Source organism: uncultured Campylobacter sp. (assembly GCF_938039245.1).
Taxonomy (GTDB): Bacteria; Campylobacterota; Campylobacteria; order Campylobacterales; family Campylobacteraceae; genus Campylobacter_A.
In genome coordinates this window covers 99358-121397 of record NZ_CALHVN010000002.1, presented here as the reverse complement: position 1 = coordinate 121397, position 22040 = coordinate 99358, and the positions used below count along the sequence as shown (strand labels likewise).

The window sequence follows — 22040 nt, the reverse complement described above, 5'->3', positions numbered from 1 at the left end:
TTTTTGCCCGTTAACCTCAAAATCAAGCTTTAAAATGTCCCTTGTTTTAACGTTTAGCACACTAAAGATCTGCGTTTTTTCAGGCTTTACGCGAGAGATGACGGCTAGGCCTACGGGGCCGTTTTTACCCTTTGAAAAGGCAAAATATTTATATCCCGCCTCCTTCATCAGCTCTTTTAAAATCATTTCGTTTTCAATCTCTTGAAGCGCGATGATATCGGCGTTTAGCTCTTTTATCTTTGCGCTTACGGCTTTAAATTTGGCGCTCGCCTTTTTCTCGTTCCACTCCGATTTGCCGACGACGAAATCCTTATACTCGCTGCCGTCGTTTTTGGCGTCAAATAAATTTTGCGCGTTAAACGTAGCGATCTTTAGCTCGGCGCCCGCCGCAAAAACGGCAAAAAACAGAGCCGCAAAAAATAGAGTAAAGAGTCTATTTACCGCAAATTTCATAGCGCGCTTCCAAGGCCTAACTGGGCGAAATTTTGCCTGATAGCCTCATACGCGATGATGCCTGCGCTCGTGGCTAAATTTAAGCTCCTGCCCTGCTCGCCCATCGGGATTTTGATCGCGTTTGCGAAATTTCGCTCCATCAGCTCCATAGGCAGACCCGTGCTTTCGCCGCCGAAAAACAAAAAATCACCTTTTTTAAACTCCGCTTCAAAATAAAATTTATGGGCCTTCGTCGTAGCGTAAAAAAATCTATCCTCGAACTGGGCGTTTGCGCGCAAAAACTCGTCTAAACTCTCCCAAATCACCGGATTTAGCAGCGCCCAATAATCAAGTCCCGCGCGCCTAACGGCCTTTTCGCTGATGTCAAAAACGGTCGGTTTGATTATATGTAGCTTAAGGTTTGCATTTACGCACATGCGGCCGATCGAGCCCGTATTTTGGGGGATTTGAGGATGAACGAGGACGATATTAAACATTAAAAAGCCGCCTTAGCCCGCATTTTAAAAGCCGCAAAAGCGCTTGCAGGGCCGCGTAAATTTGAGGTTTTTGCAAGGCTTGTAAATTTTAAAAAATTATTTTTTAAGTAGTATTTAAAAATATCGCCGCAAGCATATCGCGATGGCTCTTTTTTATTTTGAAAATTTATAATTGAGATTTTTTCCACTTTCGCCTCTTTAAAATAGGGCTTGATTTTAGCCAATTTGCGCTTTTAACTAGGTTAATTTTTAAGCTAGGCTTGACTTTTCGTTTAAAAATTTTTCTATCGCCAAATCCTGCCTGCGCCTTATCTCGGCGCCGATTTCAGCGCCTTTAAAGCCTTGCTTTAAAATCTCCGCCGTGTTGGTAGCGGGCTCAAATTTAGCCTCATAAACGCCTAAATTTTTAGCTCTTTTTATGAGGCTGGGCGAGTTTAGCCCGAGCCAGCTTTTTAGTGGTTTATCTAGCGCGATTTTAAGCAACTCGACGTCGCTTGGACGCTGCGAAAAAAACGGCTCTTTAACGCAGGCTTCAAAGCTTTTTGGCAGTGCTAAATCGTAAAAATTTCTAACGCCGAAATAGCCGTTTAAAAGATACAAAAACTCGCGCTCGTCTTTTTTACCGTTTTGTTTGGGTAGAAATTTAACCGTGCTTTTTAGCTTTGCGGCAAATTTTTCCGCCTCGGCGCGGCTCAAATTTAGCCCGAAAATTTTACCAAGAAGCCCAAGTTTATAAAGATATAAAAAGCCGATTTCTTGAAATTTAGCGCCGAAAAGCTTCATTAGCTCGCCGTTTATGCGCTCACGGCTAAGATCTGAGATACTTAGGCGTTTCATTAGCCTCAAACTACCTCGCGCGATACGGAAATTTAGCCGTGCGCTAAACTGCACCGCACGCAGTACGCGCAGGCTATCTTCGGCGAATTTTTCATCGTCGATATGGCGCAAGATACCGCGTTTTAGGTCGCGCTCTCCGCCGTAAAAGTCCAAAAACGAGCCGTCAAAGATATTTATCATCATCGCGTTTACGGTAAAGTCTCGGCGCAAAGACGCCGCGCGCTCGTCGTCCGTATATGCGACCTCAAACGCTTTGTGTCCCTCTCCTGTTTTGTTTTCGGTTCGCGGTAAGGAAAGGTCGAAATTTTTAAATTTATAAACGAAGTAGTTTTTGCCCACGCCGCAAGCGCCTATTTGCACCATCAGCGCGTCAAATTTAGCCGGGTCGATACCGTAAATCTCAACGTCAAAGTCGGAGATTTTTTTACCTAGCATCGCGTCGCGAACGCAGCCGCCGACGATATACGCGCGCTTAGTGTAGGGTGCTAGAAAATCTCGCAACCATTTTAGATTTTTATTTTTGCAGATTTTCGAGCCGATTTTCGACATTTGCCAGCACGAATTCTAAAAATTTAAGCGTGAGCGATAGCCTGTCTTTTAGATTTTCCTCGCTAGTCGCGTTTAGCCCTTCAAAAAGTACCAAAACGCGTTCTTTTAGGTTTTTTAGAAATATCTCCTCGCCCGTAAAATTCGCAACCTCGACCTCAAAGGCTTTTTGCGGCGCGGCGGTCAGGACGGACTCCTCTACTGCCTCAAATTCCGCCGCCGTTTTTTGCGAATTTACCGCGCTACTAAAAGCTGCCTCAAACTCGCTAGTCTCTTCCGCTACGCTTATCTCGCCTACCAAATTTGCAAGCCCGGCGGCATTGGTCAAATTTACGTCGCCGCTTGACGCGGGAACGCCCCTCAAATTTATCCCGTCTTTACTTTCGTTTGTCTCTTGCGATACGTCCTGTTTTTCGCGCGCGGCGTCCATTCGCTCTAGCTCCATCGCCACCTCGTCTATCGCCATTTTCGCTATTTCTTCTAGTTTCATAGTTTTATCAGCCACCTTTTAAATTCGGTTATTTCTTCGTCCGTTTTCATCTTAACGAAAAAATCGCGCATCTGCTCGTTCACGCCCGTTTTTTTTCTGCTAAGGCCGCTTAGGCGCCTTATCGCGGCGATCGCGGCGGCGTTTGCGGGCTCTCGCTTTAGGATGTTTTTATAAACTATCAGCGCGTCGTCTTTTAGTCCTTGAGCCTCGTAGATTAGGGCCTCGGTAATCGTATCTTTCATCTTTACGCTTTTTTTACGAGCGAGGCTACGATACTGCCCATTTCGCTCGTAGTGCAAATTTCTTTAGCGTCAAATTGCGCTATATCCTTCGTCCTGTATCCTTGCGCGAGTGCGGCTTTTACGGCGTTTTCGATCGCTTGCGCGGCCGCGTTTTCGCCAAATGAATACCTAAGCATCATCGCAGCGCTTAGTATCGTAGCGACCGGGTTTGCGATGCCCTGCCCCGCTATATCTGGCGCGCTGCCGTGGATAGGCTCGTAGATACCCACCTTGCCGCCGATGCTGGCGCTTGGCAGTAGCCCTATCGAGCCGCACACCATGCTAGCCTCGTCGCTTAGGATATCGCCGAAGAGATTTTCCGTCAAAATCACGTCAAATTTACTAGGCGCGCGCACTAGTTGCATAGCCGCGTTATCGACGTACATAAACTCCAAATTTACCTCCGGATAGCTCTTTGCGACCTCGCTCGTGACCTCTCGCCATAGCTGGCTAGTCTCTAGCACGTTTGCCTTATCGACCATGCAGACGCGTTTTTTGCGCTTCATCGCGGTTTCGAACCCGACCTTTGCGATGCGCTCGATCTCCTCGCTCGTGTAGGTCATAGTGTTGTAGGCGCTGTTTTCTTTTTTCTCGCGCGGCTGACCGAAGTATATCCCGCCCGTTAGCTCTCTAACCACGATAAAATCGACGCCCTGAAGGACGGACGGCTTTAGCGTACTAGCATCCACCAGCTCGTCAAATATCATCGCCGGGCGCAAATTCGCATACGCGCCAAGTCCTTTTCGCAGCTTTAAAAGCCCGCTTTCAGGGCGCAGATGACGCGGCAAGCCGTCCCATTTAGGCCCGCCTATGGCGCCGAAAAGCACTGCGTCCGAATTTAGCGCGCCGCTAAGCGTCTCGCTAGGCAAAGGCTCGCCGAACACGTCGATCGCGGCGCCTCCCATCAAGTAAAAGTTATAGCTAAGCTCAAAACCAAACTCCGCGCTAGCCGCATCCAGCGCCTTTATCGCCTCATCCACTATCTCAGGGCCGATGCCGTCACCCTTTATTACCGCTATGTTATAAATTTTAGCCATCTTATATCCTTGTTTTCGCGTATTCTATGAGGCCGCCGCTTTTTAAAAGCTCTTGCATAAACGGCGGTATCGGGCTAAATTTATACTCTTTGCCACTCGTTAAATTTACGACCGTGCCGTTATCCACGTCGATTTTTAGCTCGTCGCCGGCGTTTATCTCGTCCGTTTCTTTGATTTCTAGTATCAAAAGCCCCGTGTTAAAGCTGTTTCTATAAAAAATCCTAGCAAAGCTCTTTGCTATCACGGCTCCTATGCCTGCAGCCTTAAGCGCCAAAGGAGCGTGCTCGCGCGAGCTGCCGCAGCCGAAATTTTCGCCCGCTACGATGACGTCGCCGACGGATATTTTTTTGCTAAACTCGGGATCGGCGTCCTCCATGATATGAGTGGCCAAGATTTTTTCGTCCGAGGTGTTTAGATAGCGTGCGGCTATGATGATGTCGGTGTCGATATTGTCGCCGAATTTCCAAACTTTTGCTTGTTTCATGATTTACCTTAAGATTAAATTTGGGCGATTTTATCCAAAAGAAGCTAAATAAACAATCAAAGCGCGATAGGTAGCGGTCGGCGCGGGTAAATTTGAGGCTAGATAAAGCAATCCGCTTGCCCCTAAGGATTTAGGCCTTGCTAAATTTAGCGGCAAAACGGCCTAAAATATAAAAACAAAAACAAGCGCCGCCTAGTTATAGCGGTTTAACGGCGACGCAAGACTTTATCAAGTCCGCTAGGCTTTGCCGCCGGGGTTGTAAATTTGACCAAACTAGGCGGCATTTTACGGGCGGCGACGCGTCAATCGTAAATTTTAGCGCAGGCCGCCGCACCGTATGCAAATTCTGCGCAAAGATAGCCGTCTCGCGCCGACTCGGCAAAAGTAAATTTCACGTAAATTTCGCCACCGGCTAAAAACCGCAAGCATACGGTATGACGCCGAGCTAAGCGCGAGCAAGCGGGCGTAAATTTAAGCAAATTTGCCTTAGCTAGGCGCTTTTATTCGTAGTATTCATAGCTGATTTCCAGCTTTTTATATAGGCCGATTTCCGTTATGTCGCCGTTTTCGTAGTATTTGTCCGCGGGCTTAAATTTGACCGAGGTTTTACGCGTCAAATTTCCCCGCTCGTCCCTCATTATGTCTTTAAACTGCAAGATTTGCCAGATTTTTGCCTCAGAGCCGAAGTAATTTACCGACGTATACTCCATCTCGTCGCCGTTTGCGGCGTAGTAATAAATCCATTTTGAGTTTGGGGCTTGCGTGATTTTTTCGTATTCGCCGTTTGGCTTGCGCTCGAAGCTTATCACTATGCCGTTGCGCGGCTCCATATTATTTTCTATCCGCGTTAAAACGCCCTTTTCGTCGTAGACGTAGCTATCGTCCGTCACTAGCGTCCCGCCGGAATACGCCGCCCGAGCGATCATTTTGCCGTCCTTGCCGTAAGTGGTTTTCTCCGTGCGGGGGTAAAATCTATCCTCCACATGCTGCTCTTTGGCCGTCGCGACTAAATTTTCGCCGTCAAATTCGTATTCGTAGAGATAAACGGCGCTGTCTTGATATTTTTTGCGCACTAGCCCGTCTTTGCCGTACTCAAACAAAACCGAGCTGTTTGGCACGCCGTTTATATGCTCGGTTTCTTGCAGTATATAGCCGTTTTCGTTAAACTCCGTCCGCTTTACGCGCGTATTTTCTAGCGTCCCGGAGCCGTCCGTAGAGTATTCGTACTCCGTAGCCGTCATGCTTTTAACCTCGCCTTTTAGCTCTCTTTTGCTCCAGTCGTTTTCTGGCAAAACGGCCGAGTTTAGATAGCAAACCGCCGATGCCGCCGCTAAAATAGCTTTTAAAATTTTCATTTTTATCCTTTAAAATCATCTAAATACCGTCAATCCGGCCGCATAGCGAGCGACGATGCAAGGCCGAGGGGCGGAAATTGCTTTTATGCGCAGGCGAAAAATTTATCAGACTTGGCGGCTTTTGCTTGCGTTTTTTGGGGTGCAGAGCGTAAATTTAGCAAGCAAATCTCTAAGCGCGCAAATTTAAGCCCGCAAATTTAAGTTTATATACGCGGGTTTAAATTTACCCCGCAAAACAGCCCTAAAGCTAGCCGACGGTTTAGCGGCTTTTGTGGTAAAATTTAGAAATTACGCTATCACGATCAGCACGCCAAGGCCTTTGCCCGCGGCATTTTGATAAAAGCTCAAAAGCCCGTTAAAACGCTCTTTTAGCTCGGCTTTGATATCCTCAAATTCGCTCTCGTACTCCCATATCTCGGGGTATGTGCCCGCCTTGCCAAAGCCCGTAAAATTTACGTTTGCTAAAAGCGCTCCGATGTCAATGCTTTGCATCGCTTTGGCTACGGCCTTTACGTCATCTGCGTCCACGTAAGATACCGCCTCGCTTCCCTCCTCGCCCGCCATGCCGCGTCCAAATATCGCCCAGCTAAGCGGATTTGGCGTCGCGAAAATCTCGCCCGCGCTCATCGCTTCAAACATATTTTTGCCAGTTAGCGTTTTATGCATTGCGTCCCACATTTTATCCAGGTCGTATTCGTCCAGCGCCTCGCCGTCGCCGCCGTTTTTGATCACCTCGATAACCTCTTGCGTATATGCGTAGTAGCGCGCGCTCATTCCCATTTTCGCTCCTTAAATTAAAATAATCGATTATACCCGACGAAAGCTAAAATTTACGCTTGCAAATCGCCGTTTTTAGTCAGGTTTCTGCCGCCTAGCGCGGTAAATTTAAACGCGAATTTAAGATAAATTCGTCGCAACGAAAGCCGCTGAAAAATGAAATTTATAAAAGAGAGGGCAAACCGCAAATTTAACAAATCCGCCGTAATAAAAACAGAAACAAAGTGCAAGTATCGCGAGATGATTTTTTACTTCGCCTGCTCGTAACGCCAAAGCGAAGAGGGTTGTGCAGAAATTTTAAGTCAAGGCTAGACACGTAGTCTGCCGCAGACTTAAAATTTCAAATCTCTCTCAAAACCAGCAAAGCGACGCCGCAGGCGGGGTTTCTATAAAAGCGCTCGCGAGACGCCGTGCGCTTAGTGAGTTAGGAAAAGCTCCTGGATTTTAGCCTTATCCATAGTCTGCGTAAGCGCAAGCATCAAAAGCACTCTGGCTTTTTGCGCATTTAGGTTGTCACTTGTTAAAAAGCCGTATTTGCCGTCGTCTACTTCGCCGTTCATAGTCGTCTCGCCGCTGCTTACGCGCGAGCCTCGCACGACCGTTACGCCGCTTTTAGCCGCTTCACCTAGAGCCTCAAGCGCGCTTGGGAATGGATTGCCGTTACCCATGCCCGCGTTTACGATGCCTTTGGCTCCGTTTTTGACGGCTAAATTTATAAAATCCGGGTTGTCGTTTGAGTGGCTATAGATGATATCTACTCTTGGCAGCTCTTTGATCTTTGCGATATCAAATGCCGAATTTAGCGTATGTTTGCGCGTCGGATTCATATAAAATTTGACGTTGCCGTAATACGCCGTGCCGATCTTGCCGCTGTTTGGAGATTTAAATGTATCTACCGCGGTAGTATCGCTTTTAGTTACTTCTCTAGCCGCGTGGATCTCGTCGTTCATCACGACTACTACGCCCTTGCCTACGGCTTCTTGGCTTACCGCGACGTTTAGGGCGTTATAGATATTTAGCGGGCCGTCCGCGCTTAGCGAGCCGCTGTTTCTCATCGCGCCCGTAAACACGATAGGTTTATCGCTTTTGACGACTAAATTTAAAAAATACGCCGTCTCCTCCATAGTATCGGTTCCGTGCGTGATGACGACGCCGTCGGCCTCGTCGCTAGTTAGCAGCTCGTTTACTCTGTTTGCCAGCTTTAGCCAAACTTCGTTGTTCATCTCCTGCGAGCCGATGTTTGAAATTTGCTCGCCTTTTATCGTTGCTATCTTGTTGATTTCAGGTACGGCCGCGATCAGTTTATCCACCGCAACGGTTCCAGAAGTATAGCTCGCATCAAGCGATCCGGGGCCGCTTCCCGCTACCGTGCCGCCCACTGCTAGTATAGTAACTCTTTTCATAAAACCTCCGTTTAAGCCGTAAGCCTGATTAGCGCCATATAAATGCCCGTCGAAGCCGCGATGCTAAGCAGGGTATTTTTAAATTTTAGATGAATCAAAACCGCACTAAAAACGGCTAGCGCTTCGTTTAGTCCGTACGGATAAACGTCAAATTTGACGTCTCTTAGTCCGTAGCACACCAAAATAACCATTATCATCAGCCCCATGTGTCGCTCCACGGCGCTAAGCCACGGGCTAGGCTTATAGTTTTTAATGACGTAAAACGGCGCGGCGCGCGTCAAAAAGGTCGCAAACGCGCTTAGCAAAACGGCCATAAATATCGCCCACTCGCTAGAATTCACGCTTATCAAAGCTTGTCCTTAAAAACTAAAATAAAAATAAAGCAAAGCGCCATCGAGCCTACCAGTATCGCTTTAGCAGGCATGAGCGCTACGCCGGCGACTCCAAACAAGCACGCCGCGCCTAGCACCTTGTAGTTTTTATCGTTTTTAAACATCTCCATCACGATAACGATAAAAAGCGCCGTGAGGCTAAACTCAAGTCCGCTCGTATCGACTTTTATCAGCCCACCGGCTAGGCATCCGACCGCCGTTCCCGCCGCCCAGTAAAACCACGAGATCAAATTTAAACGCGTAAAAATATAACTGCGCTCCGCCGCGTCCGTGATCTTAAGCGCCTTAAATATCGCAAAAGTTTCGTCCGTGAGAGTCGCGATATTTAAAAGGCGGTATTTTAGGTCTTTGTACTCTTTTAAAAGCGCCAGCCCGTAAAAAGTATGGCGTAAATTTACCAGATAGCTCACGATAAAAACCTCTAAAAGCCCAGTGCCGACGCTAAAAAGCGATAGCATCATAAACTGCGCCGCGCCGCCGTAAGCTAGCGTGCTAAGCGCTATGGCGATAAAAGCGCTAACGCCCATGCTTTTAGCTAGTATCCCAAAGGCGACGCCGAGGGGAAAATAGCCCATAAATATCGGAATGCTAAGCTTAAAAACGTAACTAAAATGCAAATTTTTTCCTTAATAAAAGCGCGATGATAGCTAAAATTTTAAAAAATTTGGATAAAGGCCGGAGTTTTGAGCAAATTTTGAAAGACTGGCTGACGATAAGCAGATTTTTAGCATAATCGACAAACGATCAAATTTAAGCCGTCCGTGCTTGGCGTTTAGCTTAGATTTAAATGCTTGATTACCATAACCAAAAATCAATAGTTATAAGCAAGAACTGCCATAAAACGGCTAAATTTGAGATAAATTTTAGCCGTTTTTTACCGTAAATTTAAAAAGCCGCCTAGTCCCAAATTTGGAAATTTGAAAGACCAAGCGGCGTCAAATTTAGCCTATTTTAGGCTATCTCTTTAGGCTATTTACTATAGAGAGCATATCATCGCTCGTAGTTATCGCCTTTGAGTTTGCTTCGTACGCGCGCTGACCCGTGATGAGGTCGGTCATCTCTTCGACCAGTTGTACGTTACTCATCTCGACAAACCCCTGCCTAATCGTACCCAGACCGTCAAGACCCGCCGTACCGACTACGACCTCGCCGCTAGAGCCAGTCGGCAGATAGAGGTTGTCACCCATAGAGTGCAGGCCTGCAGGGTTGATAAAATTTGCTAGCTCGATGCGGCCCACCTGCGTCATCTCGGTATTGCCCGGCTGCAGCACGGAGACGGTGCCGTCGGTGCCGACTGAAACCTGCGTGGCATCAGCCGGGATAGTCATCTGCGGCTGAAGCACATAGCCGTCGGAGTTTACGATCGTGCCCTCACTATCTAGCTTAAAGGCGCCGTTTCTAGTATACGCCGTCGTACCGTCTGGAAGCTGCACCTGGAAAAAGCCGTTACCCGCGATAACCATATCGAGGTTGTTACTCGTTTCTTTAAAATACCCTTGCGAAAATATCTTCGTTATCGCCGTCGGACGCGCGCCCAGACCCACCTCGATACCCGTCGGGCTTTTCGTCGTGGCGCTGGTTGCCGTACCCGCATACTCCATGACCTGATACATCAGATCGGCAAACTCGGCGCGGTTTTTCTTATAGCCGATGGTGTTTACGTTTGCGATATTGTGCGACGTAACGTCAATCTGGGTTTGTTGGGCGATCATGCCGGTGGCGGCAGAATAAATAGACCTCATCATTTTCGTGTTTTCCTTTCTTAGCGCGTTGTATCTTGAGCGTATACTTCGTTGGTTTTTTCTAGGCTTCGGTTACGTATCGAATATATGCGCCCTCGCCTCGCAAAAAACCGCCTAGTCTCCATCTCAAGCTACTGCCGCTTATCTTTATGTATCTAATAAGCGGCTCATCGTCTTTTACCATTGCAAAATATATTCCAAATTTGCGGTCTTAAATTTTACGCTTTTGCATAAAACCGTCTAAAATTTACAAATTCGGCGCAATTTCTTGCATTTCTTAGGTATGTAGCAAAAGGCGTTCCAAATTTGCAAATTTGGGGAAATTTGAAAATATTTTGGCGGAAGTGTTTTAAATTTATATTAGCGGCAAGGATTTTAATGTATAGCGATTTATGTTTATTAAAATTTAAAAACCTTAGCGGAAATATCTTTGAGCGGATTTGCGAGCTGTGCAAATTTTTATGAGCAAGACTAGGCACGTAGCCTGTCGCCGCGAGTAAAAATCAAATCTCTCGCAAATATGCCAAAGAGATAACGCTAAATTTAGACTTTCGTATTGGCAAGCTTGCTTATAGCTTCCTGATTTAGATCATCCATATGCGACGTCATCACCTTTTGATACATCTCGACAAAGCGCTGCGTCTCGATGAGTCCGACCATCTCGGTCACGGCGTTTACGTTAGATATTTGGGTGTATTTCCACGCGACCGCGTCTATCTTGCCGCCCACGTCTTCAAGCTCTTTTAAATTCGGCAAAACGTAGAGATTGTCGCCCTCTTTGGTTAGATTTCGTATCTCTTTTGGCTGCGCGATATAAAGCCTAGCTAGCGGCTCCTCATTTGAGTAGAGATTGCCGTTTTTATCGGCGGAAAAGCGCTCGCCCTGCGGGATTTGGATGCCTTGAAAATTATTCGTAAAATAATCGCTCGGCAGCACCTTGTAGCCCTCTTTAGTTACCAAAAATCCGTCCTCGTCGAGATTAAACGAGCCGTTTTTAGTTAGGCGCACGTCGCCTGGTTTTACCTCGACTAGGAAAAACAGATCCTCTCGCTTCATCGCAAAGTCAAGGTCGTTGTTTGAAAATTTAAGCCCGCCCTGACTAAAATCCACGTATTGCTCCGAAATTTGCGGTACTCTGTCTATGGTTCTGTTTAGAAATTTCGCCGCGTCTTTCGTGTGATTTTCTATCGGCAACTCGTCGCGGTACTCTTTAAAAATCCTCTCAAAATCCCCCACCACGACGTCGTCGCGCTTAAAGCCGATAGTGTTTATGTTGGCAAGATTGTTTGCGATGACGTCTAGGCGGTTAAACTGCGTCACCATGGCGCCGGTTGCTTGGTAGTAGCCGTTATTCATTTACTTTTCCTTATTAGTCTGTTTGTTCGGCAAGCATCTTTGGATAGGCTTGCTAAATTTAGCTTAGCAAGCCGCGCGCCTAGCTTACATAAATTTTAGCCTCGCGCGTCCAAATCCGCCTCGTTTTACCGCATTTGCTACCCAAAAAAATCTAAGCGCTTATGGCGGTAAAGCCGTTTTGTCTATTCGTAAGCGATTTAGCAACTATCGTTCCAAATTTAAATTCAGCTTTCGTATTTATGCCGTCTTTATAACTAAATTTAGGACAATGATTTAGGTAAGTTGATAGTAATCGTATCAAGTTTAAAGATATTCTTAGCACTTTGTGCTATAATCTGCCAAAAATTTTAAACAAAGGACGAAAAAATGAGCGAAAAATTTGAATTTCAAACCGAGGTAAACGAGCTGTTAAATTTGATGATACACTCGCTTTACTCGAACAAAGAGATATTTTTGCGCGAGCTCATCTCAAACGCAAGCGACGCGCTAGATAAGCTAAACTACCTATGCCTCACGGACGACGCGTACAAAAGCCTAAGCTACTCCCCGCGAATCGATATCAAAATAAACAAAGAAAAAAAGACGCTAACCATCAGCGATAACGGCATCGGCATGGACAAAGAGGAGCTAATAAACAACCTCGGCACCATCGCTAGAAGCGGTACAAAGGGCTTTTTGGATAAACTAAGCGGCCAAGCTAAAAAAGATAGCGCGCTCATTGGGCAGTTTGGCGTCGGGTTTTATTCGGCGTTTATGGTTGCGGATAAGATCGAGGTCGTGAGTAAAAAAGCGCTTGGCGAGGAAGCCTTTATGTGGAGCTCGGATGCGAAAACCTACGAAATCTCGCCCGCGCAAAAAGATAGCCACGGCACCTCGATCACGCTTTATCTAAAGGACGACGAGTTTGCCGAGTCCTACCGCATAGAAAACATCGTCAAAAAATACTCCAACCATATCCCGTATCCGATATTTGCGGATAAAGAAGAGTACGTGCCGCCTAAAGAGGGCGAAAAAGAGGGCTCGTACGAGACCAAAAACGTGCAGATAAATAAAGCCTCCGCGCTTTGGAAAATGAGTAAAAGCGCGCTAAAAGACGCCGACTACAACGACTTTTATAAGCAAATCTCGCACGACAGCGAAGATCCGCTACTTTGCGTACACACAAAGGCCGAGGGTAAGATCGAGTACACTACCCTATTTTTCGTGCCGGCGTCAGAGCCGTTTGATCTATTTCGCGTGGATTATCAAAGCGGCGTGAAACTCTACGTCAAAAGCGTATTTATCAGCGACGACGCCAAAGAGATGCTGCCGCCTTATCTTAGATTCGTACGCGGTATCATCGACGTTGAGGACCTACCGCTAAACGTCAGCCGCGAAATCCTGCAAGAAAACAGCATAATGCGCAGCGTCAAAGAGCAAAGCGTCAAGAAAATCCTGGGCGAACTAGCTAAGCTAAAAGAAAAAGATAGAGAAAAATACATTAAATTTTATAAAATATTCGGCAAGGTGATCAAAGAGGGGCTTTACGGATTTAGCAGCGAAAAGGAGCAAATTTTAGACCTTTGCCTCTTTAAATCAAGCAAGCGCGAGGGACTAGTCAGTCTAAAAGAGTATAAAGACGCGATGAAAGAAGGTCAAAAATCTATCTACTACATCAGCGGAAACAACGAAACGATGCTAAGAAATTCGCCGCTTTTAGAGAGCTTTAAGGCTGAAGGCATAGAAGTGCTCATCATGGACGAGGAGATAGACTCTATCGTCATGCCGATGGTCCAAGACTACGACAAAACGCCGATAAAAGCGGTAAATCACACCGATATCGACGCCGAGATCAAGCCTGAAAAAGACGAAGCCGACGAGGGTAAATTCGCCGCGCTGCTAGCTAAGATGAAAGAGATACTAAAAGACGAAGTCAAGGACGTGAAGCTAAGCTCGCGCTTAAGCGAAAGTGCCGCCGTCATAGTTTACGATAAAAACGATCCCGACTACGCTACGCAGATGATGCTAAAGCAGATGGGGCATAGTGCGGGTAAAATTTTGCCGATACTGGAGATAAATCCAAAGCACGAACTCTTTGAAAAGCTATCTCAAAACGAGGCGATGATTTATGACGCGGCGGAGCTGCTTTTAGATATGGCCAAGCTAAACGAAGGCGTCTCGATAGACGATCCATCGGCATTTAGCAAAAAACTAACTAAAGTCTTGCTAAAAGCGATCTAAATTTAAGCCTTTTTGGGCTTAAATTTTATTTCGGTTCGGCGGCGGAGTTAAATTTGCCGCCGAGTTTTTAAGATATCACTCCAATCTACATAGTAAAATCCGCTCGCCCTACCCTTAAATTTACGGCGTCAAATTTGACCTAAAAGACGCTTGTCATGCTCGCCGAATGCTAAATTTGAAAAGGCTAGTAAGCTACATTTGCGTAATATTTGGTTATAATTGCCAAAAAATTTAAGGTATAAAGTGAACGAGAGTAAAGAATATTTCGTAAAAGAAGAAGATTTTATCGTATCAAAAACCGATCTAAAGGGCAGAATAACCTACTGCAATCAGCCGTTTTTAAAGATCGTCGGCGCTACGCAAGAGCAGCTTTTACACAAGCCGCACAACATCATCAGGCACCCCGATATGCCGCGCATCGTGTTTAAGCTGCTGTGGGAGCGTATCAAGGCAAAGCATGAAATCTTTGCATTCGTTAAGAACAAGAGCTTTGACGGCGGATTTTACTGGGTATTTGCTAACATTACGGCTTCGCTAGACGCTAACGGCGAGATCATCGGCTACTACTCCGTCCGCCGTAAACCAAACCCTGAGGGCGTCAAATTTATCGAAGGCGTATATAGGCAGCTACTTGAGGCTGAAAAAAGCGGCGACATGGAGGCTTCAGGCAAGCTGCTGGGGCAAATTTTAGCCGATGCGGATATCGGCTACGACGAGCTAGTGCATAAACTTCAGCGAGGTTTGCTCTAGCGCGTGGAGCTATTTTTATGGAATTTACGAGATTTCATAAAGGCATGAAAATCGGTAACGCTAGCTCGCCACGCATGATTTACGCGTAAATTTCTCAAACGCCTTTGCTGTCTATTGCGGCAAAAATAGGCATAAGATGCATTTTGTCAGTCTATAAAATCAAAGCGCAAAAAAGAACTAAGACTAGGCGTTAAGTTATGCTTTTGCCTATTAGCGCAAACGTGAAATTTTACCGCCCTTACCGTAGATTCAAAACACCTGAGCCACGCTCTACTGGCACCGATTTTATAGGCTTATATGAGCCTAAACGGCTAATCCTAGACATTTTACCTAACCATGCCCGCGCTCAAAATAGCGCCTAAACAAAGCATAAATTTACCGCATTTGCAGATAGCAAGATAAGCTATGCAAGGATGCCGCCGTTAATAAAAATAGGCAAAACACAGACTAAGCAAGCGCCGTTTTGCCGCTACTAAGGTAAGTCGCCGTCAGCCTCGCCATTTTTAGAAATTTGCCGACTCGCAAAAGCAGGTTTTGATAGCGCCTAAGATTACGTTTTACGTATTTGCTTAAAATTTTCCGCGAGCAAAAACACCGAATTTCGCTTCTAGCTATAAAGATATTTTAGACGCGCTACAAGCCGCAAATTTAGATTTTACCACGGATTTTTACCGTATTTGCGAGGTTTTGGGGCTTCTTGCTCGTCCGGCAGACTCATTTTGTTTAGTCTGGATTTTGACGTTTTGCTAGCCGAGTTTTGATCTGATAAAACAAAGCAGCAAAGCTATTCCGCCGCGCTAATCGGCGCAGTTATTTTTGACGACCGCCAAGCTACGGATTTAGACTTTTGCCGTATTTGCACCGTTTTGCGCATCAAACCTAAGCATAGCCGCCCTAGACGCTTGGTTTATATTTCAGGCTTTATGTCCCGATTTATTTTATATTTTTTAATATTTCATTTATGATTTCTCGTGCGCCGCCATTTACTATTTGTCCGCCAAGCGCGCTTGAGACGGCATTTATATTCATGCTCTCTATTAGACCTAAGGCCTCGCTAGCATCTATCTCTCCGCCTTTTTGAAAACAAAATTTAGCTAAATTTTGATCCACGAGAAATTTAGCGTTATAAACCTGATGGTTGTTTGCGGCGTACGGATAGGGCACAAATACGCTAGGCAGCGCGTTTGCCGCGAGTTCCCACAGCGTGCTGGCTCCCGCTCGGCTCACGGCGATATCGGCCTCGCGCATCTTTAGCTCGATCTTAGGATCAAAAGCAAAAAGCTCTAGCTCATCGCCGATGAAGCCGAGTTTATCGTATTGGGCGCGCAGACTTTCTAGCGAGTTTTTACCGCATTGATGTATGATTTTTATACCTTTTTGGCGTAGGTTTGGAGCCAAATTTAACGCTAGATTATTTATAGCAGCCGCGCCTTGCGAACCGCCTAGAAATATAATAGTTTTTAAATTTTCCCTAATGCGAGCCGTATCAAAAAACCTTTGCGAGACGGGATAACTAAAAATAGGCTTAAAATAAGAGCTAAAAAAGCCCTTTGCAAACGGTTTTAAAAGCTTATTTAAACTGCCGATCACGGCGTTTTGCTCGTGGATAAAAAGCGGCTTTCGCGAGATGATCGCCGCAAATGCCGCAGGCGCAGCGCTATATCCGCCTACGCTTACCACGGCTTTTACGCCATGTTCTTTAAAAATTTTACGGCATTTAAACGCTAGTTTAAAAATATTTAATAATGCCGAAAATTTACCCAATCCCTTTTTATTTACCACTCCGCCGCTCGGTAAGAAAATTTTCTCGCTAAAGCTCGCGTCTTTTTCAAACCACATCTTATCCTGCCCGCTGCTAGACCCGATAAATATCGTTCTCTCGCCCCGCGCTACGAGCTCCTCGTTTAGGGCTTTTGCGATGGCTAGATGTCCGCCGGTACCGCCGCCGCAGACCACTACGGCGCTACTGCGCGTATTGCCGACGGTTAAATTTAAGTTTTCGTTTTTCATTTTTTGCCTAATAAATTTAAGTAAAATCGGCGCAAAGGCCGTTTAAATTTCGCCCCAAAGTAGCGTAAATTTTACTGCCGCCTAGCAGCGATTTGCCACGGTAAATATACGGCGACGGATTTAGGCAGCGCAGTTTCGGCTAAATTTAAACGCAAATCGCCCGTTTAAACTCGCCTGACCCGCTAGATGCGGCAGGCGTTTACAATCTAAAAACCGGACGGTTGCCCGCTATCCGAGTTTGCTCTTTAAAGCCTAGGTTTTAGATCTTTTGCTAGGACGCCGCGTAAATTTACTAGATTTTCCGAGGTAAAAGCCGCTTTTGCAGCTAAATTTAGCCGCAAACAAACCGTCTAGCCAAAAGCCGAGTCTAGCTAGAAAACCTACCGGCAAAGTGGGCAAATCTCCCGTTTTATCGCCAAGCTAAATTTAGGCTAAAACCTAGTCTTTGACCTTTTTACTAACCGACAGCACCATACCGATACCGATGCAAAGCGCTAAAATGGAGCTTCCGCCGTAGCTTAGAAACGGTACGGCGATGCCTTTGATCGGCGTGATAGAGGTGATGCCGTAGGAGTTCATCAAAAACGAAAATGAGATGAGAAGCCCCACGCCTAACGTAAAAAGATGATAGACTTTATTTTCTACCTTAGCAGATACGCGAAATATCCTATAAAGCAAAAATACTATCACTCCCGTTATGACAAAAATCCCAAGCACCCCGATCTCCTCGGCGATACCGGCTAGCACGAAGTCGGTGTGAACCTCGCTCAAAAATCCCAGCTTAAACACGCCCGCGCCCAGCCCCTCGCCGAAAAATCCGCCGTGCTTTATCGCATTTAACGAGTGCGAAATTTGATACGCCTCGCCCGTATCCTCGACGCGCAGGGCCGCAGCCATTCCATCTGGCAAGATGGATAAGACCATATTTTGTATCGTTCCCCACCATGATTTTATACGAGCTATCCTGTGTTCTGACGTGACGATAGCGATACTAGCCAGCATAACAGCAAGCCCTATACCGATGGCAAATAATCTAAAACTGGTACCGGCAAAAAACATCATCACCGCAAGCGTGAGAGCCAAAACTACGACTTGGCCTAGGTCGTTTTGAAGTATGGCGATGAGATAAACGGCCACCAAAAATAAAAAAAGATAGGGCAAGATAAGCCCGAATTCTTCCTTCAGGCTCTTTTTCGTGCCGTCAATCTTTCGCGTAAAACTCCACGCTAGAAAATAAACAAAGCCGATCTTAAAAAACTCCACCGGCGCTAGAGAAAATCCAGGCAAGCGTATCCAGCGCTTAGCACCGCCGGCATCGGTAACTAGCGAGCTAGGCAGGGCATGCATCGCGCCCATAGCTATAGCGCAAAAACCAAAAAGGCAAAATCCTATCCAAACCAAAGATTTATCGGGATCTAGGCGCGAAATGCCCCACATCAAAAATATCCCTATGACGCCGACTGCTAGCTGTCTAACGAAAAAATGATAAGGCTCGTAGTTAAAGTAAAGCACCGTAAAAACCGGCAAGGAGAGCGAAAACACCGCGCTAACCGCAATCAGCGCGACGCAGGAAAAAAATATGCACTTATCTACTTGCACCGCCGTCCTTTTCGTAAAATTTAAGCGGTGATTTTACTTAATCGCCGCTTACAAATAAGTTAATTCATAAGCTCAAATTTAGCCGTCGCCGTTTTCGTCCTATTTTATTTTTATATTTAAATTTTAGTCGCATTTGCCGCTAAAAGATAAATGTAAATTTATATAAATTTTAAAATTATATCGTTTATAAACGCGTATTAAGCAAATAAAATATAATATTCCGCATATAAAAATATAAAATAGAATATTTTTATAAAATTTTAATAAGGAGCTTAAATGAAAGGTAAAATTTCCCTTGCTGCGTGCGCCGTATTGGCGGTATTTTCCGCGCAGGCAAACGCCGCCGAGGCTAGCGCGGCGCCCGCTTCTAAAAGCGCAAATCAAGCAAGCGCCGCAGGAAACGTCGAGCTTGGCGGCGTCGAGATAAACAGCGTCGGCGACAACATCAGCGAAAGCGGCATCAGCGAAGGATTTTTGACCAAAAACGTCCAGCAAGGCATGCTAGCGGGCAAAAAGGTCATAAATTTACCCTACCAAATCAACACCGTAAGCAAGGAGATAATGAACCACCAAGGCGTAACGGGCTACGAAGAGGCGGTTAAATTTTTCCCGTCAGCGCAAATTCAGATGCGAGGCGGCGCGACGGTTGGACGCCCGCAAACGCGCGGATTTGAGGGCAGCGTCGTGGGTAATAGCTTCTGGGACGGCTTTTATACTATCTCGACGACTGCGATACCTATGGCGATGTTTGAGAGTTTCCAGGTGCAAAACGGCATCGCGGGCTCGCTTTACGGAGCGCAAAATCCGGTCGGCATTTTTAGCTACACCAGAAAGCGCCCGACCGAAAATCAGCAAACCGTTTGGGCGGACTACACTAGCCGCGCAAATTTCGGCCTAGGTTTTGATAGCTCTATGAAATTTGATAAATTCGGCTACCGAGCCGTTTTTTACGGTAGCGACGGCGCGAAGCAGGTAAAAGACAGCAATCATCAGCGCCACCTAGCTAGCGTGGTTTTGGAGTTTTATCCGACCGATGCGCTTACTTTTGAGACGGCGGCTAGCTATTACGAGCACAACACCGCGGGCTTTGCGGGGCAATTAGCCCTTGGCGTAACAAACGGCAAGCTATCAAGCGGACTTTACGTACCAAAGGCCGTGGATAGCAAGGCTAAGGGCTTGGGGCAGAGTTTTGGCGGCATGACTCTAAAAACCACGACGGCAAGCGCGAAATTTAAATACGCACCGCTTGAGCATTGGTATTTTGAGGGAGGCATGCAGTTTCAGCGCGCCGACCGTCACACTCACGGCGTCGTAAACTACCTCATACCGCGCGGTAGAACCTTTCAGGGCGTGACCTATCAAAGAGACGGCGACTACGTCACGCGCCATAGCGGCGGAGCGACCGCGGCGTATAGATTTGATCTGCCTAGCGGCTATCTAAAAGCGGTCACCGACTTTGATACTTTGGGGCTAAATCACGATTTTAGCGTGCAGGCAAACGGCTACCGATACGTGCAGTATCGCTATAAAAACGTCTCTACGCAGCCCTGGATAGGCGGCGGAAATTTATATAGCCCGCGCGTTTATTCAGGCTCAAACGCAAAGCGCGGCTCGGATCTATACAAGCTAAGCACGACTGATATGTTTAATATCTCCGTGCTAGACGACATCACGATAAACGATCAATTTAGCCTCATGCTAAGCCTCTCAAACGCATGGATAAAAGAGCGCGGCCGTCCGGTAGCAAGCGGCACACCGCCTACTCTAAGGCCGATAACTACGAGATATAACGAGAGCGGGCTTAGCTGGGCGGGCAGCCTAGTTTATCATCCGGCGCAGGACGTAAGCTTATACTTTACTTACGCCGATAGCTTGCAGCAAGGCGGCAGCGGCACGAATGCCGACGGTTCGGCCGTGGTTTTAAAGCCTTACCGCTCTAAACAATACGAAATCGGCGCCAAAGCCCGCGTGGGCGAAACCGATATGAGCGCGGCGCTGTTTAAAATTTCGCGTCCGATCGCCTATCAGGCTAACGGGGTTTACGACGTCCAAGGCGATCAGGTAAATCACGGCCTAGAACTCATGGCCGGCGGCAAGCTAACTAGCGATCTAAGCGTGTTAGGCGGCGTAACGCTGATAGACGCCAAATTTAAAAATCCGCGCCTAAAAGAGGCCGAAGGCAAATACGTAAACGGCGTACCGAAAGTGAATGCCAACATGCTCTTTGACTACGCGGTGCCCGGCACCCAAAAGCTCGCGTTTAGCGCAAATTTCCACTACACGAGCAAGATGTACGTAGACGATCTAAACACCGCCGCTATTCCTAGCTTTTTTACGACCGATCTTGGCGTGCGCTACACGAGTCGCGCGATGCTAGGCAAGCAAACGACGCTAAGGTTTAACGTAAATAACGTATTTAATAAAAAATACTGGGCGGGGATGTATCCAGCAAGCGCGGACGGAGCGGGCGGCGTAGGAGCTAGCGGAGTGCTCGGATCGGCAAACGGACTGACGCTGGGAGAGAGTAGGACGTTTATGCTTTCGGCCGAGGTTAAATTTTAATTAGCGGCTCGTCTTTTTCCGCTATACTTTGTTGCTTTTAAATTCGGCTCGGTCACTACCGACAAGGTAGCTCCCGTCGCCAAATTTAAAATCGCCTCGTCTAAACACAAAAATGCTTCGCCTTGCCGTTTTACGTTCGAATTTGAAGTCGAATTTGCAAATTTCGGCTCCAAATTTAGCGCTAGCAAAATGAGGCGTTTTTGGTTTTATGCTTTAAAACGAGTAAATTTTATAAAAAAGGAAAAAAATGAAAAAAATATTTACCCTTCTAGCGGCTTTGTTGTCCGCTTTCACCCTTAACGCTGCTGGATTTAAAGACGTAACCGACGCATCCGGCGACGTCGTAAAAGTTCCCGCAAAAGTAGAAAAAATCGCTACGCTTTGGTATGCGAACAATCAAATCATATTAATGCTAGGCGGCGCGGACAAGATAGTAGCTACTACCGATCTAATCAAAAACAACAAATGGTTTGCGCATATTTATCCTAGAATTTCAAGCATCCCAAACGGCGTAAACGGCAAAGACTTACAGGTAGAAGAGTTAATCAAACTAAGTCCCGACGTCGTCATAGCCGCCGATAAAAAGAACAAAGAAGAGCTAACCAAAAACGGCTTTACCGTGCTTTATCCGTTATTTACGAATCATGCGGATATGAAAAAGAGCGTATCTATAATGGCTGAGGTCATAGGAGGCGATGCGCCGAATATCGCTCAAAAATTTAACGAGTATTTTGACGGCAACCTTAAAAAAGTGCTAAGTAAAACGGATAAGATCGCTACACCAGATAGACCAAAAGTGCTTCACATAGCAGACGGCAAGAATTTATTTAAAGTTGACGGCGTAAATACGATCATAGACGAGTGGATAAGAGTCGCAGGCGGCCAAAACGCGGTTCAAAAAGCTGGAAACATGCTAGAAATCAATGCCGAAGAGATACCTAACGCGGATCCCGACGTCATCATCGTAGGCAGAACTACGCCGGATATTTTAAAAAAGATATACGAAAATCCTATCTACGCGGGCACCAAAGCCGTCAAAAATAAAAGAGTTTACGTAAATCCTACCGGCGTTTTTAGCTGGGATAGATACGGCGCCGAGGGAGCATTGCAAATTTTATGGGCGGCTAAGACCTTGCATCCAGAGCTTTTTGAGGATTTAGATTTGCGTGCGGAGACGAAGAAATTTTATAAAGAGTTTTTACATTACGATTTAAGCGACGATGAATTTAACTATATTTTAAACGGTTTAGATCCAAACGGAAAATAAAAC

21 protein-coding genes are annotated in these 22040 nt (G+C 46.3%); 4 read left to right on the top strand and 17 right to left on the bottom strand.

What is annotated here, in order from left to right:
• The 15 genes from Q0218_RS00905 to Q0218_RS00835 all read right to left on the bottom strand — a co-directional run.
• A partial coding sequence (locus tag Q0218_RS00905) for an endonuclease/exonuclease/phosphatase family protein (protein ID WP_366517402.1) occupies window positions 1–453 on the bottom strand: 453 nt, incomplete at its 3' end.
• Window positions 450–929 (bottom strand): tRNA (cytidine(34)-2'-O)-methyltransferase, encoded by a 480-nt coding sequence (locus Q0218_RS00900; RefSeq protein WP_297965401.1) that lies wholly within the window; start codon window positions 927–929, stop codon window positions 450–452. The genes Q0218_RS00905 and Q0218_RS00900, both read right to left, overlap by 4 nt.
• Before the next feature lie 249 nt (window positions 930–1178).
• Complete coding sequence (locus Q0218_RS00895; RefSeq protein WP_297965400.1) at window positions 1179–2315, bottom strand: CCA tRNA nucleotidyltransferase; 1137 nt, start codon at window positions 2313–2315, stop codon at window positions 1179–1181.
• On the bottom strand, window positions 2281–2802 hold the full coding sequence (locus tag Q0218_RS00890) for a GlcNAc transferase (protein ID WP_297965399.1): 522 nt from the start codon (window positions 2800–2802) through the stop codon (window positions 2281–2283). Before Q0218_RS00890 ends, Q0218_RS00895 begins: the two co-directional genes overlap by 35 nt.
• The gene (locus Q0218_RS00885) at window positions 2799–3044 is read right to left on the bottom strand and encodes a hypothetical protein (protein WP_002952078.1); all 246 of its coding nucleotides are present in this window, start codon (window positions 3042–3044) and stop codon (window positions 2799–2801) included. Before Q0218_RS00885 ends, Q0218_RS00890 begins: the two co-directional genes overlap by 4 nt.
• A 2-nt stretch (window positions 3045–3046) precedes the next feature.
• On the bottom strand, window positions 3047–4120 hold the full coding sequence (gene leuB, locus Q0218_RS00880; RefSeq protein ID WP_002948110.1) for a 3-isopropylmalate dehydrogenase: 1074 nt from the start codon (window positions 4118–4120) through the stop codon (window positions 3047–3049).
• Window position 4121: 1 nt separating this feature from the next.
• Window positions 4122–4604: a 3-isopropylmalate dehydratase small subunit gene (locus Q0218_RS00875; RefSeq protein WP_297965398.1), complete on the bottom strand. Its 483-nt coding sequence runs from the start codon at window positions 4602–4604 to the stop codon at window positions 4122–4124.
• Between the two features lie 500 nt (window positions 4605–5104).
• Window positions 5105–5959 carry a hypothetical protein gene (locus tag Q0218_RS00870; protein WP_297965397.1) on the bottom strand — a complete coding sequence of 285 codons (855 nt, stop codon included), beginning with the start codon at window positions 5957–5959 and terminating at the stop codon, window positions 5105–5107.
• 288 nt (window positions 5960–6247) lie between these two features.
• On the bottom strand, window positions 6248–6739 hold the full coding sequence (locus Q0218_RS00865; RefSeq protein ID WP_297965396.1) for a YfbM family protein: 492 nt from the start codon (window positions 6737–6739) through the stop codon (window positions 6248–6250).
• Between the two features lie 413 nt (window positions 6740–7152).
• Window positions 7153–8139 (bottom strand): type II asparaginase, encoded by a 987-nt coding sequence (locus tag Q0218_RS00860; protein WP_297965394.1) that lies wholly within the window; start codon window positions 8137–8139, stop codon window positions 7153–7155.
• Window positions 8140–8150: 11 nt separating this feature from the next.
• Window positions 8151–8489, bottom strand: coding sequence for an AzlD domain-containing protein (locus Q0218_RS00855; protein ID WP_297965392.1), 339 nt, complete (start codon window positions 8487–8489; stop codon window positions 8151–8153).
• The gene (locus Q0218_RS00850; protein WP_297965391.1) at window positions 8486–9148 is read right to left on the bottom strand and encodes an AzlC family ABC transporter permease; all 663 of its coding nucleotides are present in this window, start codon (window positions 9146–9148) and stop codon (window positions 8486–8488) included. The genes Q0218_RS00855 and Q0218_RS00850 overlap by 4 nt, the downstream gene beginning before the upstream one ends.
• Before the next feature lie 339 nt (window positions 9149–9487).
• On the bottom strand, window positions 9488–10276 hold the full coding sequence (gene flgG, locus Q0218_RS00845) for a flagellar basal-body rod protein FlgG (RefSeq protein WP_002948143.1): 789 nt from the start codon (window positions 10274–10276) through the stop codon (window positions 9488–9490).
• A 58-nt stretch (window positions 10277–10334) separates the two neighbouring features.
• Entirely contained in the window at window positions 10335–10457 is a 123-nt protein-coding gene (locus Q0218_RS00840; protein ID WP_297965389.1) for a hypothetical protein, read from the bottom strand.
• A gap of 359 nt (window positions 10458–10816) precedes the next feature.
• Entirely contained in the window at window positions 10817–11629 is an 813-nt protein-coding gene (locus Q0218_RS00835; RefSeq protein WP_297965387.1) for a flagellar hook-basal body protein, read from the bottom strand.
• Between the two features lie 366 nt (window positions 11630–11995).
• On the opposite strand from Q0218_RS00835, the gene htpG reads away from it, so the two are divergent.
• Both htpG and Q0218_RS00825 read left to right on the top strand, forming a co-directional pair.
• Entirely contained in the window at window positions 11996–13849 is a 1854-nt protein-coding gene (gene htpG / locus Q0218_RS00830) for a molecular chaperone HtpG (RefSeq protein ID WP_297965385.1), read from the top strand.
• 243 nt (window positions 13850–14092) lie between these two features.
• Window positions 14093–14599: a PAS domain-containing protein gene (locus Q0218_RS00825; RefSeq protein ID WP_297965383.1), complete on the top strand. Its 507-nt coding sequence runs from the start codon at window positions 14093–14095 to the stop codon at window positions 14597–14599.
• Window positions 14600–15532: 933 nt separating this feature from the next.
• Here the strand turns inward: Q0218_RS00825 and Q0218_RS00820 are convergent.
• Complete coding sequence (locus Q0218_RS00820) at window positions 15533–16609, bottom strand: UDP-N-acetylglucosamine--N-acetylmuramyl-(pentapeptide) pyrophosphoryl-undecaprenol N-acetylglucosamine transferase (protein WP_297965381.1); 1077 nt, start codon at window positions 16607–16609, stop codon at window positions 15533–15535.
• 438 nt (window positions 16610–17047) lie between these two features.
• Window positions 17048–18208: a putative peptidoglycan glycosyltransferase FtsW gene (locus Q0218_RS00815; RefSeq protein ID WP_297965379.1), complete on the bottom strand. Its 1161-nt coding sequence runs from the start codon at window positions 18206–18208 to the stop codon at window positions 17048–17050.
• A gap of 276 nt (window positions 18209–18484) precedes the next feature.
• Between Q0218_RS00815 and Q0218_RS00810 the strand changes: the two genes are divergently transcribed.
• Both Q0218_RS00810 and Q0218_RS00805 read left to right on the top strand, forming a co-directional pair.
• A complete protein-coding gene (locus tag Q0218_RS00810; RefSeq protein ID WP_297965377.1) occupies window positions 18485–20770 on the top strand; it encodes a TonB-dependent siderophore receptor in 2286 nt (761 codons plus the stop codon).
• A gap of 247 nt (window positions 20771–21017) precedes the next feature.
• Window positions 21018–22037, top strand: coding sequence for an ABC transporter substrate-binding protein (locus Q0218_RS00805; protein WP_297965375.1), 1020 nt, complete (start codon window positions 21018–21020; stop codon window positions 22035–22037).
• The last annotated feature ends 3 nt before the right edge of the window (window positions 22038–22040 follow it).

Bases quoted from the DNA above. Each gene is read 5' to 3' on its own strand.
- Q0218_RS00900 (WP_297965401.1), bottom strand. From the start codon at position 929: ATGTTTAATATCGTCCTCGTTCATCCTCAAATCCCCCAAAATACGGGC.
- Q0218_RS00895 (WP_297965400.1), bottom strand. From the start codon at position 2,315: ATGTCGAAAATCGGCTCGAAAATCTGCAAAAATAAAAATCTAAAATGG.
- Q0218_RS00890 (WP_297965399.1), bottom strand. From the start codon at position 2,802: ATGAAACTAGAAGAAATAGCGAAAATGGCGATAGACGAGGTGGCGATG.
- Q0218_RS00885 (WP_002952078.1), bottom strand. From the start codon at position 3,044: ATGAAAGATACGATTACCGAGGCCCTAATCTACGAGGCTCAAGGACTA.
- leuB (WP_002948110.1), bottom strand. From the start codon at position 4,120: ATGGCTAAAATTTATAACATAGCGGTAATAAAGGGTGACGGCATCGGC.
- Q0218_RS00875 (WP_297965398.1), bottom strand. From the start codon at position 4,604: ATGAAACAAGCAAAAGTTTGGAAATTCGGCGACAATATCGACACCGAC.
- Q0218_RS00870 (WP_297965397.1), bottom strand. From the start codon at position 5,959: ATGAAAATTTTAAAAGCTATTTTAGCGGCGGCATCGGCGGTTTGCTAT.
- Q0218_RS00865 (WP_297965396.1), bottom strand. From the start codon at position 6,739: ATGGGAATGAGCGCGCGCTACTACGCATATACGCAAGAGGTTATCGAG.
- Q0218_RS00860 (WP_297965394.1), bottom strand. From the start codon at position 8,139: ATGAAAAGAGTTACTATACTAGCAGTGGGCGGCACGGTAGCGGGAAGC.
- flgG (WP_002948143.1), bottom strand. From the start codon at position 10,276: ATGATGAGGTCTATTTATTCTGCCGCCACCGGCATGATCGCCCAACAA.
- Q0218_RS00840 (WP_297965389.1), bottom strand. From the start codon at position 10,457: ATGGTAAAAGACGATGAGCCGCTTATTAGATACATAAAGATAAGCGGC.
- Q0218_RS00835 (WP_297965387.1), bottom strand. From the start codon at position 11,629: ATGAATAACGGCTACTACCAAGCAACCGGCGCCATGGTGACGCAGTTT.
- htpG (WP_297965385.1), top strand. From the start codon at position 11,996: ATGAGCGAAAAATTTGAATTTCAAACCGAGGTAAACGAGCTGTTAAAT.
- Q0218_RS00820 (WP_297965381.1), bottom strand. From the start codon at position 16,609: ATGAAAAACGAAAACTTAAATTTAACCGTCGGCAATACGCGCAGTAGC.
- Q0218_RS00810 (WP_297965377.1), top strand. From the start codon at position 18,485: ATGAAAGGTAAAATTTCCCTTGCTGCGTGCGCCGTATTGGCGGTATTT.
- Q0218_RS00805 (WP_297965375.1), top strand. From the start codon at position 21,018: ATGAAAAAAATATTTACCCTTCTAGCGGCTTTGTTGTCCGCTTTCACC.